This is a genomic window from Rhodococcus opacus B4, assembly GCF_000010805.1.
In the GTDB taxonomy this organism is placed as follows: Bacteria; Actinomycetota; Actinomycetes; order Mycobacteriales; family Mycobacteriaceae; genus Rhodococcus_F; species Rhodococcus_F opacus_C.
This window is the reverse complement of sequence record NC_012522.1, coordinates 7,768,084-7,783,398: the sequence shown is the minus strand read 5'-3', so window position 1 is coordinate 7,783,398 and position 15,315 is coordinate 7,768,084. Positions and strand designations below refer to the sequence as shown.

The 15,315-nt window shown below is 64.0% G+C and carries 14 protein-coding genes; 5 read left to right on the top strand and 9 right to left on the bottom strand.

Going from position 1 to position 15,315, the window contains the following annotated elements; genetic code table 11:
• Window positions 1-254: 254 nt before the first annotated feature.
• The 6 genes from ROP_RS35410 to ROP_RS35385 form a co-directional block, all read right to left on the bottom strand.
• Window positions 255-1,205 carry an ABC transporter permease gene (locus ROP_RS35410; protein ID WP_005570022.1) on the bottom strand — a complete coding sequence of 317 codons (951 nt, stop codon included), beginning with the start codon at window positions 1,203-1,205 and terminating at the stop codon, window positions 255-257.
• Between the two features lie 106 nt (window positions 1,206-1,311).
• Window positions 1,312-2,142 carry an ATP-binding cassette domain-containing protein gene (locus ROP_RS35405; RefSeq protein ID WP_015890793.1) on the bottom strand — a complete coding sequence of 277 codons (831 nt, stop codon included), beginning with the start codon at window positions 2,140-2,142 and terminating at the stop codon, window positions 1,312-1,314.
• The gene (locus ROP_RS35400) at window positions 2,139-3,188 is read right to left on the bottom strand and encodes an ABC transporter ATP-binding protein (RefSeq protein ID WP_050785166.1); all 1,050 of its coding nucleotides are present in this window, start codon (window positions 3,186-3,188) and stop codon (window positions 2,139-2,141) included. The genes ROP_RS35405 and ROP_RS35400 overlap by 4 nt, the downstream gene beginning before the upstream one ends.
• Entirely contained in the window at window positions 3,181-4,068 is an 888-nt protein-coding gene (locus ROP_RS35395) for an ABC transporter permease (RefSeq protein WP_015890791.1), read from the bottom strand. Before ROP_RS35395 ends, ROP_RS35400 begins: the two co-directional genes overlap by 8 nt.
• 4 nt (window positions 4,069-4,072) lie before the next feature.
• The gene (locus ROP_RS35390; RefSeq protein WP_015890790.1) at window positions 4,073-5,257 is read right to left on the bottom strand and encodes a thiolase family protein; all 1,185 of its coding nucleotides are present in this window, start codon (window positions 5,255-5,257) and stop codon (window positions 4,073-4,075) included.
• Window positions 5,254-5,667 carry a Zn-ribbon domain-containing OB-fold protein gene (locus tag ROP_RS35385; RefSeq protein ID WP_015890789.1) on the bottom strand — a complete coding sequence of 138 codons (414 nt, stop codon included), beginning with the start codon at window positions 5,665-5,667 and terminating at the stop codon, window positions 5,254-5,256. Before ROP_RS35385 ends, ROP_RS35390 begins: the two co-directional genes overlap by 4 nt.
• A gap of 835 nt (window positions 5,668-6,502) precedes the next feature.
• On the opposite strand from ROP_RS35385, the gene ROP_RS35380 reads away from it, so the two are divergent.
• Window positions 6,503-7,705, top strand: a complete 1,203-nt coding sequence (locus ROP_RS35380) for a CaiB/BaiF CoA transferase family protein (protein WP_015890788.1) — start codon at window positions 6,503-6,505, stop codon at window positions 7,703-7,705.
• Window positions 7,706-7,838: 133 nt separating this feature from the next.
• Window positions 7,839-9,434 carry an MFS transporter gene (locus ROP_RS35375; RefSeq protein WP_015890787.1) on the top strand — a complete coding sequence of 532 codons (1,596 nt, stop codon included), beginning with the start codon at window positions 7,839-7,841 and terminating at the stop codon, window positions 9,432-9,434.
• A gap of 142 nt (window positions 9,435-9,576) precedes the next feature.
• Here the strand turns inward: ROP_RS35375 and ROP_RS35370 are convergent, their stop codons facing one another.
• Complete coding sequence (locus tag ROP_RS35370; protein ID WP_015890786.1) at window positions 9,577-10,230, bottom strand: TetR/AcrR family transcriptional regulator; 654 nt, start codon at window positions 10,228-10,230, stop codon at window positions 9,577-9,579.
• Here ROP_RS35370 and ROP_RS44905 point away from each other — a divergent pair.
• The 3 genes from ROP_RS44905 to ROP_RS44420 all read left to right on the top strand — a co-directional run bounded on the left by ROP_RS44905 (window position 10,156) and on the right by ROP_RS44420 (window position 12,439).
• Complete coding sequence (locus ROP_RS44905) at window positions 10,156-11,031, top strand: amidase (protein WP_269454472.1); 876 nt, start codon at window positions 10,156-10,158, stop codon at window positions 11,029-11,031. The genes ROP_RS35370 and ROP_RS44905 overlap by 75 nt on opposite strands.
• Before the next feature lie 98 nt (window positions 11,032-11,129).
• Complete coding sequence (locus tag ROP_RS44425) at window positions 11,130-11,783, top strand: MFS transporter (protein WP_015890784.1); 654 nt, start codon at window positions 11,130-11,132, stop codon at window positions 11,781-11,783.
• Window positions 11,780-12,439, top strand: a complete 660-nt coding sequence (locus tag ROP_RS44420; RefSeq protein ID WP_015890783.1) for an MFS transporter — start codon at window positions 11,780-11,782, stop codon at window positions 12,437-12,439. The genes ROP_RS44425 and ROP_RS44420 overlap by 4 nt, the downstream gene beginning before the upstream one ends.
• 194 nt (window positions 12,440-12,633) lie before the next feature.
• On the opposite strand, the gene ROP_RS35355 is transcribed toward ROP_RS44420, so the two are convergent.
• Together ROP_RS35355 and ROP_RS35350 are read right to left on the bottom strand one after the other, a co-directional pair.
• Window positions 12,634-13,758, bottom strand: a complete 1,125-nt coding sequence (locus tag ROP_RS35355; RefSeq protein WP_015890782.1) for an NDMA-dependent alcohol dehydrogenase — start codon at window positions 13,756-13,758, stop codon at window positions 12,634-12,636.
• A 59-nt stretch (window positions 13,759-13,817) separates the two neighbouring features.
• Window positions 13,818-15,254, bottom strand: coding sequence for an aldehyde dehydrogenase (locus tag ROP_RS35350; RefSeq protein ID WP_015890781.1), 1,437 nt, complete (start codon window positions 15,252-15,254; stop codon window positions 13,818-13,820).
• Window positions 15,255-15,315: the final 61 nt, after the last annotated feature.

Sequence of the window (15,315 nt, the reverse complement as noted above, 5' to 3'; positions counted from 1 at the left end):
CGTCCGATACGGAGTTCACGACCTTTTCGTCTCGCTGCACATGCCTTGGCGTGCGCTGCCAATTTTAGTGACCGCAGTCACATACCGCAAGAGCCGCAACACCTTTCGACATGAAAACTCCGGATGAGGGACATAGAAGCCTTCTATGGCCCGGACCCGTACCTCCGAACAGCTCGAGAGGGCTGCCGGCATACAGCCGGCAGCCCTCTCGTGACGTGCGGCTGCAGTCGCAAATCCGCTTCGGTACAGTCTTTCTACTTGCGGATCTTCGGATTCAGATAGCCGTACGACATGTCGACCAGAAGATTGCAGACCAGCACCACCAGCGCGCTGATGATCACCACACCCTGCACGACGGGAAGATCCCGCTGCACGACCGCCGTGTAGCCGAGCATTCCCAATCCCGATATCGCAAAGACGAATTCGACGGTTACCGCGCCACCCAGGATGCGACCCATCTGCATACCGAGCACCGTGACGATCGAGACGGACGCGTTCTTCATGGTGTGCTTCCACAAGACCCCATGCTCGGCGAGCCCCTTCGCGCGCGCGGTGCGCACGTAGTCCTTGTTCATCGCATCGACGATGGAACCTCGTGTCTGCCGCGCAAGCTCCGCCGCGGACACCGCAGCCAGAGCGATCGCGGGGAGGATCAGGTGGCGGGACCATTCGACGATCCCGCCCTCCGCGATCGTGACGTATCCGGTCGCGGGGAGCCATGCGCGAGTGATCGCGAAGGTGATCACCAGAACCAGGCCCAGAACGAACGGGGGGACCGACATCAGGAGCGCCGCCAGCGTCGTCACCGCGCGGTCGACGACGGACCCCTGGCGCACCGCAGCCCACACGCCCAGCGGGATTCCGATGACCACGGTGAGCACGATGGCCCACAGCGCGAGTGAGCCGGTGATCCAGATCCGCTCCATCAGCGCATCGGTCACGGGCTGGCCGCTGTAGAGGGAGGTACCCAGGTCTCCGGTGAGGGCATGAGCGACCCACTCGACATAGCGAACAACCATGGGCGCGTCGAGATTCAGGTTCTGGCGCACCTGGTCGATCTGATCGGCACTGGCGCCTTCGCCCGCGATCCGAGCCGCCGGGTCCGTACCCCGGTTCGCCAACTCGAGCAACGCGAAGGAGAGAAACGCCACCAACAGCAACAGGGGTATCGCCGCTAAGACGCGACTGACGACGAGCTTGAGCATGAAACCCGACTCCTCATGAGACGAAAGATGTGGTCAGGTGCCGGACTTGCCCACATGACAGAAGGCGACGACACCGGTGAAATCGGCTGTGTGGTGATCCCGTGCCTCACGCCTGGGCGACCAAGGTTCGTTTCGCGGCACGCTTGCGCGGATTCATCACCGGGATCGCCGACAGCAGTTCCTTCGTGTACGGATCCTTCGGGTCCTCGAAGATCTGCTCGGTAGCGCCCGACTCGACGACCTCGCCGCGTCGCATCACGGTGACGTCGTGGGCGAACATCTTCACCAGCGCCAGGTCGTGAGAAATGAAAAGGTAACTGATCTGACGTTCCTGCTGCAGATCCTGCAGGAGGTTGAGAACCTGGGCTTGGATCGAGACATCCAGTGCCGCCACGGGCTCGTCGCACACGATCAGCTCCGGCTCGGTTGCCAGCGCGCGCGCGATGGCGATGCGCTGCAACTGACCTCCGGAGAACTCGTGTGGGTACTTCTCGAGTTGGTCCATGCGGAGCCCTACCCGCTCGAGCAGTTCCGCAACCCGCTCGTCGCGAGCGCTCCCCCGCAGCTTCGTGTGCAAAGTGAGCGGTTCCGCCACGGACTGGCCGATCAACATTCGAGGGTCCAACGAGTTGAACGGATCCTGGAAGATCATCGTCGCCCGCCGGCGAAGCCTGCGCACCTCCTTCGCCGACATCGTCATGATGTCGTCTCCGAACAACTTGACGGAACCCGTGTCGGGCGTCGCCAGTCGCAATGCCATCCGGCCGATCGTGGACTTGCCGGCACCGCTCTCGCCGACGATTGCCCGGGTCCGGCCCTTCTCCAATGTGAACGACACGTCCTTGACGGCGTGGGTGTGTTCCGTCGGGATGCCCAGGAGATTCCGCTTCTTGACGAAGGACTTGACGAGACTGTCGATTTCGAGGATAGGGTTCATTCCTTGATTCCTTCCAAGCGCAATACATCGGACCGAACGCAGCGCACCAGGTGATGATCGGAACCCTCGAGCGGGACAGTGCCCTCATCGCACTGCCCCGCCGCGGCGTATCCGCATCGGGGGTGAAACCTGCACCCGCTCGGCCAGTTCCAGGCCGCGGGCACGGTTCCCGGAATCGCGAATAGTCGTTCGGCTCGCACCTGAGCGTCCGGAGTCGACGCCAGTAGTCCCTCGGTGTAGGGATGCTCGGGCTCGTAGAAGAGTTTCTCGGCGACCGTCGACTCCATTACCTGGCCACCGTAGAGGACAGCAACCCGGTCGCAGGTCTGCGCGACCACACCGAGGTCGTGCGTGATGAACAGGACGCCGAGCCCCATCCGCTCCTGAAGCTCCGTGAGAAGGTCGAGCACCTGAGCCTGAACCGTGACATCCAGTGCCGTCGTCGGTTCGTCCGCGATGAGGACGACCGGCTCGCAGGCGACGGCCATCGCCAGCATTACCCGCTGACACATACCACCGCTGAACTGGTGCGGATACTCGTGCGCGCGCTTCTCCGAGTCGGGAATACCGACCAGATCCAGCATCTCGACGGCACGGCTCCAGGACTCCTTGCGCCCGACGTCCGCCTTGTGTCTGCGCACCACCTCGGCGATCTGATCGCCGACGGTGAAGGCAGGGTTGAGGGATCGGCGCGGTTCCTGGAAGATCATGCCGATCGTCTTGCCCCGAAGGTCGTTCATCTCACGGTTGGACAGGCCGATAAGCTCTCGGCCCTCCAGGCGAACCGAGCCGGTGATCCGAACCTTGGGTCCGGTGAGAAGTCCCATGATCGCCAACGACGTGACCGTCTTGCCCGAACCGGACTCTCCCACCAGTCCGAGCGTCTCGCCTCGGCGCAACACCAGGTCGAGATGATCGACCACACGGGACCATCCGTGCGCGGTCTTGAAATCGATGCACAGATCCGTGACTTCCAGGACTTTCTGCCCGAGGTCGACGTGATCGGCCACCGCTTCGTCTGCCGCCAGTAGTATCTTGTCAGCCATTTGCTCCACGCCCTTCGAAAGCATCACGCATACCGTCACCGAACGTCGACAACGCCAGCACCGTCAACACGATCGCGGCGGTGGGCACGATCATGAAACTGGGCGAGACGCTCACGTTCTGGAACGCGTCCTGGAGCATGGATCCCCAGCTGGCCTGAGGTGACTCGACACCGAGTCCGAGGAAGCTCAGGCTCGCCTCGACAATGATGACGATTCCGGCACCGAACGTCACCTGGATCATCAGGGCAGAACTGGCGTTCGGAAGAACATGCCGCCACAGCAACCGGAAATTCGAGCACCCGACGCTACGGCAGGCCTCGATGTAGGACTCGCCTGCCACCGCCTGCGCCTCGGACCGCGCGATTCGGAACAGTCTCGGCGCCAGCAGCATTCCGACGGCGATCATGGCGTTCGTCAGTCCGGGACCGAGCACACCGACCACCGCCAGCGCAAGGATCAGCGGCGGCAGCGCGAGCAGTGCTTCGGCGATACGACTGAGCACTGCGTCCACCGGACCGCCCACCAGTCCGGCGAGGAGACCGAACGGGATACCGATGATCGCCGCCAGCGCCATTGCCTGGACGATTGCGAGTACGGCGACCTGGGTTGCGTCGACCATGCGGCTGAAGACGTCACGTCCGTAACCGTCGGTGCCGAACCAGTGTTCACCGCTCGGCCCCTGCAGACGTGCACTGAGTGCCTGCGCGTTGGGGTCGTGAGTCATCAGGACGGAACCGAACACTGCGACCAGCACGAGCAGGACGAGAAAAGCGAGCGACACCATGGCCGCCCGATTGGAACGGAGCGCACGCCATTTTCGGCCGCCACGCAGCCGTGCGGACCACGTGCCGCGGGAACTGGTGGATTCTGCGGTGGTCATGTCGTCACCCTTCGCGACGTAGCAGCATGCAGCCTGCCTCGGGTCCGCCACCGATACCGACTGCGGCGATTTCGACGTCCTTGGCGATCTGTCGGTCTCCGCCCTCCCGCCACAACTGCACGCAGGCTTCGTGCAGGAAGCCGTATCCGTGCAGACGGCCGGCCGAGAGCTGGCCACCGTGCGGGTTGATGGGGAGTTCACCGTCGAGGCGGTATCGGTCTTCTTCGTCGAGGAACTGGCCGACCTTGCCGTGCTCACAGAACCCGAGTGCTTCGATCCACTGGGTCGTCAAGTAACTGAAGCCGTCATAGAGCGTCGCGAAGTCGACGTCACCGGGGGTCAGCTTGGTGGTCTCCCACATCGAGTCCGCCGCGTCGTGGGACGCCATGGTCGTGAGATCGGCTCGCTGGTCCCAGGTGTGCCGCTCCGCGAGGGACGCACCCGCCGCTTCGATGGCGAGGGGCGAATTGTTCAGTCCGGTCGACGCTTCGCGCCGCGAGACGATGATCGCCGTCGCGCCGTCACACGGAACATCGCAGTCGTAGAGACCGAGCGGCCAGGAGATCAACCGGGCGCCGAGGTAGTCGTCCATCGTCATCGGATCCCGGTAGATGGCATTGGGGTTGAGGCCGGCATTACGACGGCCGTTGATGACGAGCTTGCCGATCTGCTCACGGGTGAGCCCGAATTCGTGCATGTAGCGCTGTGCGTACATGCCGATCCAGTTGGCCGGCGACGCCGCCCCGAACGGCAGCCTGAACTCCGAGTGCCCACTGGCGCGAGCCATCTTCCCGGTCAGTGCCGCGGCGCGACCCGACGCCTGAGCTGTCGCCTCCCACACCGAGCGGAAGCAGAGTACGTGGGTGGCGCGCCCGCTCGCCACGGCGGCAGCCGCGTCCAGGAGCGTTCCGATCTGCCCCGAAGTTTCGACACCGCTGACGTGCCAGCGGGTCTTCAGGCCGAAAGCGTCACGGACGTCGTGTGTCGTCGCGCCGACGAAGCCGCCCTCCGCGTTCACCGGACCGGGGTAGCTGGCTACACCGTCGATGTCATCGAACGACAGTCCGGCATGCTCCACCGCTCGCTCCGAGGCCTCGAGTGCGAGGTCGATACCGGTCCGCCCGATACGGCGTCCGATCTGAGACTGCCCGATACCCGTGATGACTGCACGGTCGTCCACAAAGGTCATTTCGTCACCGGCCTGAAGAAGGGAAGTGCAACGTCGTCCTGCTTGTCGAAGACCACCTCGACCGCCATGCCGACCTCGACTGCATCGACGTCACACTCGACGAGGCAGGTGGTCAGGCGAACGTCCGGTTGATCGTCGAGTTCCACCGCCGCAATGACATAGGGGGGTGGGAACGCGGGAAACCACTGATGGTGATTGACGGTGTACGCCGCGACCTTGCCGGTACCCGAGGCGACCTCGGGGCCGACGTCGCGGCTGTGGCACCGCCAGCACGCGCCGACCGGCGGATGAATCCACCCACGGCACGCCCGGCACCGATAGATGCGTAGCTCGTCTTCGAATCCTCCGGTCCAGAAGTCCCGCGACTCTGCGGTCACCTCGGGGAGCATTCGTCCCGACTGGTTTGACATCGAGTTCCTCCAAAGAACTGTCGCTGACGGGTGCCCGATACCGATCAGCCGCGCGAAACGGATGAGACGTGACCTCGGTCACCCTGGGCGAACCCTAGCATCTGATGGTTGTGTCACGAAAGAGTCGAGCGAAATCACCGCCCCCAGAAGCGACCGCTCCCGACGCCGGTACTCCACCGTAAGGGGATCACGTTGTCCGCACAGCGTTCAGAGATTTGCCCACATGTACTGGAGATATTCGAGGGAATCGACGTTCACGTGCTCGCCGATCGTCCGTCCGGTCACCGCGCCGAGAAGTTCGCACACAAGCTCTACGACGCGCCCGCAACCATAGAGGCGCAGCCCTCGTCTTTCACTTCTCTGACACCCATGTACACACTAATGCGGCGCTGCGTCGAGGCTCGACACATACTCGATTCGCAATCGGGTGGGCAGATGACGTACCCAAAGTACCCGTCGTGTCAGATTGATTATGCGAAATCCGTCCGATTGCGCCGTGCAACGATCCGCTTCGTCGAACTGCACGCCTGACCGGAGGCGATTGGCGCTGTCAGAATGTTGACGGTTTCCGGGCCATGCAGTGGCAGTTCGTGACCTATCACGCTTGTCGGTCACCCCCACCACCAACCGGAGGCTGCCCGTTCGATACGCTTGTGATGCGAAACACACATTCTTCCCATTTTTATGTACACTGAGTCAGATACTTCTCCTCAGAGGTTTCAGGTTCACAGTGTCTCCAGGTTCGCCAGGGCTCGCCGGCTTAACGGCGCCGTACCCATTTCGGCACCTGCCGCTGTCCCCCATCCGGAAAGGAAGCATCACCGTGGTCGGTGTAATGAACGGAATCCGAGTCGTCGAGGTTGCGGCATGGACCTATGTGCCCGTGGCCGGGGCCATCCTCACCGAGTGGGGTGCCGACGTCCTGAAGATCGAGCACCCCGAAAGCGGCGACCCGCAACGGGGTCTGGTCAGCTCCGGACTGATCCCCGCCGGCGGTGTGAACCACATGTTCGAGCTGCCGAACCGCGGGAAGCGGAGTGTGGCACTCGATCTGAAGTCGGAGGAAGGGCGCGAGCTGTTGATGAAACTCGTCGCCACGGCCGACGTGTTTCTGACGAACTTCCGTCCCTCGGCGCGCAAGAAGCTACGTATCGACGTCGACGACGTTCGTGCGCACAATGACAAGATCATCTATGTCCGCGGCTCCGCCGCCGGTCAGCGCGGACCGGAAGCCGAACGCGGCGGATACGACATGTCGTCCTTCTGGGGTCGCAGTGGGGCTGCCGACAACGTCACCCCGGCGTCGAGCGAGTACCCGGTGAACATGCCGGGCCCCGCCTACGGGGACACCCTCGGCGGCCTCACCATCGCGGGAGCGATCTCGTCGGCGCTGTTCCACCGGGAACGAACCGGCGAGGCCCTTGTCGTCGACAGCTCGCTCCTCGCGATGGGGTCCTGGGCGATGGGCGCGACGATCGCAGGCGCGCATGCCTTCGGGATTGACGAGTACCCCAAGCCGGTTCAGTCCGAAGCCGCAAACCCCCTGGTCAACACGTACAGGACCGCGGACGACCGGTTCATCTCCATCGTCATGCTCGAATCGGACCGCTTCTGGCCCGAGTTGATGACGGTGCTGGAGAGCCCCGAGCTCATCGACGACCCCCGCTTCGACAGGCACGCGAAGCGTGCCGAGAACCGGGCCGCGTGCATTGCCGCCATCTCGGCAGGGTTCGCGAAGAAGACACTCGAAGAGTGGAAGGTGGCCTTGAAGGACATCAACGGGGTGTGGTCGGCCGTCCAGAAGCCGCGCGAGGTCGTCACCGACCCCCAGGTCGAGGCAAACGGCTACATCGCGGACCTCGAAGACGCGGCAGGAACTCCGTTCAAGCTCGTGACGGCACCGGTGCAATTCAACGAGCAGCCCAGCCAGGTCACCCGCGCTCCCGAACACGGTGAGCACACCGACGAGGTGCTGGAGGAACTCGGACTGAGCATGGACCAGATCATCGAGTACAAGGTGAGCGGAGCAATCCTCTGACCCCGACGTTGTTGTCGAACAACTGCATGTGACGTGGAGAGGGTGCCGAACAGCGGCACCCTCTCCACGTCTCTGCGGTCTGCGCCGTCGACGTCCCCCTCTCGGACATTCGACGGCTCCCGGAAAGGCGGACATGAGCACTCGAGACGTGTGGCACACCCGAAGACGTTCACGCTCGGCGACTTCGGAGGACACCCGAGACCCGATCCGAGATGCCGCGGTGCACCCGCACAGCCGGCAGGACCGGATGCTCGCGCTGACGGGCACCCTGCTCGGTCTCGTACTCGCGGCACTGGCCTCGACGACCGTCCTCACCTCCCTGCCGGTGATGATGCACGAACTCGGCGGGGATCAGACCGCGTACACCTGGGTGGTCGGTTCTAGTCTGCTCACGACCACGGTGAGCCTCGCGATCTGGGGAAAGCTCGCCGACCTCTTCTCCCACAAGAAGCTCATGTTCGCTGCCATCGCCGTGTTCGTCGTCGCATCCCTGTTCGCCGGGCTCGCACCGGACACCGCCGTGCTGATCGGGTTCCGATCCCTTCAAGGAATCGGGGCCGGAGGTGTGATTGCCGTCGGGCCGGTCCTGCTCGCGGATCTCCTGAGCCCGCGCGAACGCGGGCGCTACGCCGGCCTGATCAGCGGGGTCATCGGCATCGGCACGATCGGCGGCCCCGTCATCGGGGGGATCGTCACCGACACCATCGGCTGGCGCTGGAACTTCTACCTCGGTATCCCCTTCGCGATAGCGGCCGTGGTACTCCTTCAGCGGTCCCTACACCTGCCCGTCCACCATCGTCCGATCCGGATCGACTGGGTCGGCGCCGGCTTGATCTCGGTGAGTGCATGCGCGCTCATGGTGTGGGTCACGTTGGCGGGCAGTCAGTTCGACTGGCTGTCACCGACGTCGTATGTCGTGTTGGGTGGTGCGGTCGTGTGCGCCCTCGCCGCGGCGGTGGTCGAGGCGAAGGTCCGCGAGCCCGTCATCCCCCTCGCGCTGCTCAGGAATCCCTCGATCTCCCGCGTCGTGATCGCCAGTACGGCATTGGGTGTCACGATGCTGGCAGTACCGACATTCATGAGTCAGTACCTGCAGATCGCCCGAGGCCTCAGCGCCTCGGTGTCCGGAATGTTCATGCTGTCCATGTCGGTCGCGACGTTTCTGGCTGCCTCCGTGGTCGGACACCGGATCAGCCGAACCGGATTGTGGAAGCGCTGGGTCGTCCTCGCCAGCGTTGCGCTCGTCTGCGGGCTCGCCGGTCTGTCGACCCTCACCGTCTCGTCCGGGCTGGCCGCGGTGTCCGTGTATCTTCTGTGCATCGGGTTCGCGATCGGAGTCCTGATGCACAATCTTCTCGTCGTCGCGCAGAATTGCGCGCCGCCGCACCAACTGGGTGCCGCCAGCGCGCTACCCGCGTTCTTCCGTCAACTCGCGAGCGCGATGAGCGTCAGCATCCTGGGTGCTGTTCTCGCCACGAGAATCTCCGCATTTCACACTGGCGGAGACGAATCGGAGTTGGTGAACGCATCTGTTCCACACGTGGCCGACCTCGCCGAACCCCTACGCGGACAGCTTCAGACCGCGTACGCCGACGGCATCGGCGACCTCTTCCTGCTGTGCACGCCGCTCGGGCTCCTCGGACTCGTCGCCGCACTCGTGCTACCGAACACTCCCCTCAGCAGCAAGACCGCAGTGGAGACCCAGGCGCTCGATCCACTCGACACGTAGTCTGCCCCGTGAGGTGTTACGTGATGGTCGGCCGCGGACGAACGCGATAGTGGTACCGGTGCGGATGTCTTGGAGGGCACCGATTGCCACAAGCATTCTCGCGCGGTCTCTCTAGACATCTCGGCTCGAGGATCGATCTCTGTCACCGCCGGGCTTCGATCGCCGAGAACGCCTCCGCATCGAGGATGCTGACGGACAGTTCTGAAATCGACTGGGCAGCATCTTGATACATCGAATACAGATCCTCGACTCCACCGCGCGCAACCCAAAAGTTCACCAGAGCAGAGTTGGCCGCCTCGAGTGTTGCAGCCATGAGTTGAGGACGCATGTCGGCGTCCGGATCGATACCCAATGAGGCTGAAATGAAGGCAGTCAGTGCCAACTGGACACTCCGACGACGCTCGCCGTTTGCCCTGTCCATCACCTCAGGGGCTGTGGCGGCAGCCTTTTTCCAGAGCAGGTATCCATCCAAACCCGACTGCGTGTTCAAAGTCAGAGCCATCCACACTGCCCAGATCACCGAGGCAGGATCGGGCGACGGCTCGAGACGCGCGAACTCGTCGAGGACCACCTGATTCTTTCGGCGGTGGAAGTCGAGAAGCAAGTCTTCCTTGTTCGGGAAGTAGCGGGTCACCGTACGGAGCGAGCACCCCACCCGAGTGCCGATCTCGTCGACGGTCACTTCGGAGTATCCACGCTCGGTGAACATTTCCAACGCAACATGCTCGATGTTGGCAGCGACGGTGGCGGATCCACACGCCTGCCGGCGGCGTTCTCCGGCGTCGTAGGGGTGCATCCGACGCGCGGCCTCGTGCCCCACGTCGACTACCGGCAGCCGAAGTTCCGGCTCACTTCGACAAACGGGCCGCTGGCCCGGGACGTCCGAGACGCCGCGTTGGTGATGCAGGTACTCGCTGGGCCGGACGCCCGCGACTACATCTGCATCCAGAACGAGCCGGCTGATCTCCTCGCCACGCTGGATGCCGGTGTCGGGGGCATGCGCCTGGCCTGGACCGACAACTACGGATACGCGGCCACGCACGCATCGCCGGAGAGCGGAAGAGTTGTCGCAGCAGTTCGCGAGATGGCCTTCAAACTACGGTCTCTGGGCGCAGGCGTCGAGACGACCGATCAAGTCTGGGAACCGAGCAACCGCGGCGGTGGGCCGGCCCCCGGCGAACCGTCGGTATACGAGATCGAGGTCGGCAACAATCCTCCACCCTTGCCGCCGGTCGATTCACGGCTCTATCGCGAAGCGCTCGAATGGCGCGCGCGCAACGGGAATGTGTTTCGGGATCTATTCCGTGAGTACGACCTTCTGTTGTCGGTGACGAGTCAGTCGATCGCACCGACCGTGGAGCAGTGGGACGAAGCATGGACCACCCGGCCGGAGAAGATGGCCGCGGACTACACGCCACACACCGTCTTGTGCAACATCCTCGGTCTGCCGGCGGTGTCCGTGCCCTGTGGATTCGTGGACGGGATGCCAGTGGGCCTGCAGATCGTCGGTCCCCCGAGCAGCGAAGATCGCATCTTCCGACTCGCCTCTGCCTTCCAACGCGCGTTCCCCGTCACCGAGCGGCCTTCGGTTGGTTAGAACGGTCCAACGGGTGCCCGCCAGTCGGGCACTGGTCGTCACCTGCCGGGCACCCGAGTCCTTCTGAAAAATCACACTTTCCTGGAAGAAGAACCCCCATGGCTAACGCCCCAGCAAAGGATCGGTCGCGGCTCCTCCTCGCAGCCGCCACGGCAGGCAGCATCGTCGAAAGCTTCGATTGGCTGATCTACACAGTCCTCGCACCCTACTTCGCACATGCAATATTTCCCGGTGACGACCCTGTGGCGAGCCTGCTGGCCTCCTACCTCGTTTTTGCGATCGGCTTCCTGATCCGGCCGATCGGTGCGGTGATCATGGGCCACATCATCGACCGACAGGGCCGCAAGTTCGGGCTGGTCGTCTCGGTGTCCATGATCTCCGTCGGTGCCCTTGTCATCGCGCTGACACCCAGCTACGACACTATCGGTGTGTGGGCAGCGGTCATCGTCGTCCACGCCCGGCTCGTTCAGGGCCTGTCGATGAGTGGTGAGCAAGCCGCAGTCGGAACGTACCTTCTCGAGACGGCACCCCGGGATCGACGGTTCCTCTTCGGCGCGGTTGCCAGCGCCTCGAGCTACGTCGGGCAAATGCTGGCGACTGCGTGTCTGGCGATCCTGCTGGGAATCTACGGCGTCGAGGGACTCGAGTCCGGCGGCTGGCGTGCGGGCTTCCTCGTCTGCGCCGCAATGGGACTGATCGCGCTGTGGATTCGTGGTGCCGCGCAGAGAGCGAGATCTTCACCGAACAAGTGAAGAACGAACGTCCGCGTCAACTTCCACTACTTCGCGCACGCACCCGTCAGGCCGCCGCGATCTTCCTGATGCTCGTCCCGGTCACCATGGGCATGTACTTCATCACCGCCTACCTGGCCAAGTTCCTTTCCCACGCCGGCGTCGCGACGAAGGAGCAAGTCACAGGGTATGTGCCGATCTTCACGGTGTACTTGATCCTTATCATCTTGGTATCGGGATTCCTCGCGGACCGATTCGGTGGCCTCCGGATATTGCGGATCGGGTACGTGACCCTTGCGGTGTGCACACTGCCCGTCATCATCGGACTTTCCACCGGGGTGGTGCCCATTCTGCCCGGAGCACTGCTGTACCTCACCGTCCTCGGATCTGTAACAGGTCCCTTCGCCATGGTCGGCCCTCAATTGTTCCCTCCAGCAGTGCGAGCCGTGGGCGTGGGATTGCCGTCGATGCTCTCCGTGGCCCTCTTCGGTGGAACGTTTCCGCTCATCGCCGAAGGTCTCACCGCCGCTGGCAACTCTGGCGCCATCCCTTGGTACATCGGGGGCGGGGCAGTCCTTGGACTAGTGGGCAATATTCTCGTTCGCAAATCGGACCTCGTTCACGATTCCGACACCCAAGATGAGTCGAGGGAGATACGTCAGCGCACTGCCCGGTGAGGCAACCGAGAAGGGTGCGCCGTAACAACAAGAGTTCTCCCAGAGCGAGGCACATTGTTCCGGCCGAGGCCGACCCGCCTACCAGCTCGATGTAATCGCAGCTTGGCACATGGTGACTCTTCGGGGTACCACCCGGTTGCTGTACACCGTGTTTCGACATCCATGACGAAACACGGTGTACAGCAGGATCGGCGTCACGCATCCGCCGCGGAGTAGCGGAGGACTCCGCGTATGTTGCGGCCGCCGCGCATGTCGTCGTAGCCGTCGTTGACCTTCTCGAGGGGGTAGTCCCTCGTCACCATCGAATCGAGGTCGACGCCGCCCGAACTCCAGAGCTCCAGCAGCTTCGGGATGTCGGCACGCGGATTGGCCGAGCCGTAGAGACTGCCGACGATCTGCTTCTCCGTGAGTGTCAGGTCCATCAGGCTGACCGAGATCTCGCGCTCCGCCATCGGGTGGATGTTCGTCACCACCAGCCGGCCACGCTTCGCAGTCATGGCCAGGGCCTTCGCCACCAATCGGCCCTCCCCCACGCCCATCGCGCAGATGAACTTGTCGGCGCCACGATGCCATGTGGCCTCGGCGACGACCTCCGGGGCTTCCTCCCACGACGCCGCCACGTGGGTAGCACCCATCCGCTTGGCTTCCTCACGCTTGAATTCGGAGGGCTCGATGACCGTGATGGTGCGCGCCCCAGCGATTCTCGCTCCCTGCACTGCCGCGGCACCGATACCACCCACACCCGCGACGACGACGGTCTCGCCGGGCCGGACATCTGCCGAATACACGGCCGAACCCCAGCCGGTGACGAAGCCACAACCCAGGAGGCAGGCACGGTCGAGCGGATGATGCGGTTCGATCTTGATGCAACTGGCCTCGTGGACCACGGTGTGGTGTGCGAAAGACCCGATACCACACGCAAGCGCGAGATCTTCGTCCCTGATGTGGTGGCGTGCGGTGTCGTCGAAGATTTGACGCCCGCTGTAGATCTTGGCTCCGAGGTCACACAGACTCTGGTGACCGTTCGAGCACGACGGACAACGACCGCACGAGGGAATGAACCCGAACACGACGTGGTCGCCCGGTTGCAGCCACGACACGTGGGAACCGACTTCCTTGACGACTCCGGCGCCTTCGTGGCCACCGATACACGGAAGCCGGAACGGCATGTCTCCGGTCACGATGTGCTCGTCCGAATGGCACATCCCGGACGCGTGCAACTCGACCAGAACTTCTTGTTCCTTGGGCGGGTCGAGCTGAATGGTTTCGATAGACCAGGGAGAGTTTCGCTCCCACAGGACTGCTGCCTGCGTCTCCATGTAATTCCTTCCATCGGCGCGGCACCGGCAGGTGTCGACGCGAGTGAGTGTCCTGGGGGTCAGAGAATGATCGACTGCGGCTCGAGGTACCCGGCGATACCTTCCGGACCACCTTCCCTGCCGACGCCTGACTTCTTGAAACCGCCGAAGGGGCTGCCGAAGTCGAGTGGTGCGGGCGAGTTGACCGATACCGATCCCACGCGAAGTCGAGCGGCCACGCGCGCCGCCCGGGCGGCGTCCGCGGACCACACCGCCCCTGCGAGTCCGTAGTCGGAGTCGTTGGCGAGAGCCACGGCCTCGTCCTCTCCCTCGTACGGGATCAGGACGCAGACGGGCCCGAAGAGTTCTTCGCGCGCAATGGCCATGTCGTTGTGGACATCCGCGAGCACAGTGGGCGCGACAAACCAACCGGTGTCGAGACCGTGGGGACGAGAGCCGCCGGCGACCACCCGCGCCCCGTCCTGTACCGCGCGCTGGATGTGGGCTTCGATCCGATCGCGCGCGGCACTGTTGATCACCGGCCCGACGTCGGTCGAACGATCCGCCGGGTCCCCGACCGTGAGCGCGGAGACGGCGGCGGAAATCGCGTCGACGCACTCCTCGTAGCGACTGCGCGGCAGCAGGATACGAGTCTGTGCGGCACAGACCTGACCATTGTTCGCCATGACGCCGGTGACGAGACCCGACACGACCTTCTGGTCGAGAACAACGTCGTCCAGGACGACGGCAGCAGACTTTCCGCCGAGCTCGAGGCCGCACCGGCGAATGTCTGCCGCGCAGACGGCGCCGATGCGTCTGCCTGCCGCCGTCGAACCGGTGAAACTCACCTTGTCGACACCGGGATGTGACACCAGGGCCTCGCCCGTCTGCACGTCACCGGACACGATGTTGATCACTCCCGCCGGAATCCCGGCGGCCTCCACTGCCGCCGTCAGCTTCGACAATGCGAGCGGAGCCTCGGGCGACGGCTTGAGCACCAGCGTGCAACCCGCGGCGAGGGCGGGGGCCAGCTTCAGGAAGGCGGTGAACAGCGGCGCGTTCCACGGCAGAATCGCACCGACGACACCGACCGGGAGCTGCCGCACCAGGACTTCTCCGCCGATCACAGACGGGCGACGGTCCTCGAAACGGTATTCGGGTGTGATCTTCTCGAAGGTGCGAAGAACTCCGAGCGCGGTTCCGATCTGCCCGAAGGACGCCCACTTCCGAGGCGAGCCCACTTCGGCAGAGACCACGTCGGCGTAATCCCGGGACTCCGCCTCGATCGCATCGGCCAGCCGGCCGATCGCGGCTGCCCGCTCGGCGGCGGTCGTCGTGGCCCACGGACCGCGCTCGAGCGCATCACGGGCCGCGGCGATCGCCGCTCCGACCTCTTCCGAGGTGGCGGCGGTGACGTGCCCGAGCACCTCACCCGAGGCGGGCGAGGTCACCGCTATTCGTGCGCCTGCGCTCGGAGACCATTTCCCGGAGACGTAGATGCCCTCGTAGTTGTGCACTGATTCCCTCTCGTCCGGAGATCACCCTCTGTGGCGATCGACGCGCCCCGCACCGAGATAC

Bases quoted from the DNA above. Each gene is read 5' to 3' on its own strand.
- ROP_RS35410 (WP_005570022.1), bottom strand. From the start codon at position 1,205: ATGCTCAAGCTCGTCGTCAGTCGCGTCTTAGCGGCGATACCCCTGTTG.
- ROP_RS35405 (WP_015890793.1), bottom strand. From the start codon at position 2,142: ATGAACCCTATCCTCGAAATCGACAGTCTCGTCAAGTCCTTCGTCAAG.
- ROP_RS35400 (WP_050785166.1), bottom strand. From the start codon at position 3,188: ATGGCTGACAAGATACTACTGGCGGCAGACGAAGCGGTGGCCGATCAC.
- ROP_RS35395 (WP_015890791.1), bottom strand. From the start codon at position 4,068: ATGACCACCGCAGAATCCACCAGTTCCCGCGGCACGTGGTCCGCACGG.
- ROP_RS35390 (WP_015890790.1), bottom strand. From the start codon at position 5,257: ATGACCTTTGTGGACGACCGTGCAGTCATCACGGGTATCGGGCAGTCT.
- ROP_RS35385 (WP_015890789.1), bottom strand. From the start codon at position 5,667: ATGTCAAACCAGTCGGGACGAATGCTCCCCGAGGTGACCGCAGAGTCG.
- ROP_RS35380 (WP_015890788.1), top strand. From the start codon at position 6,503: ATGAACGGAATCCGAGTCGTCGAGGTTGCGGCATGGACCTATGTGCCC.
- ROP_RS35375 (WP_015890787.1), top strand. From the start codon at position 7,839: ATGAGCACTCGAGACGTGTGGCACACCCGAAGACGTTCACGCTCGGCG.
- ROP_RS44905 (WP_269454472.1), top strand. From the start codon at position 10,156: ATGCTCGATGTTGGCAGCGACGGTGGCGGATCCACACGCCTGCCGGCG.
- ROP_RS35370 (WP_015890786.1), bottom strand. From the start codon at position 10,230: ATGCACCCCTACGACGCCGGAGAACGCCGCCGGCAGGCGTGTGGATCC.
- ROP_RS44425 (WP_015890784.1), top strand. From the start codon at position 11,130: ATGGCTAACGCCCCAGCAAAGGATCGGTCGCGGCTCCTCCTCGCAGCC.
- ROP_RS35355 (WP_015890782.1), bottom strand. From the start codon at position 13,758: ATGGAGACGCAGGCAGCAGTCCTGTGGGAGCGAAACTCTCCCTGGTCT.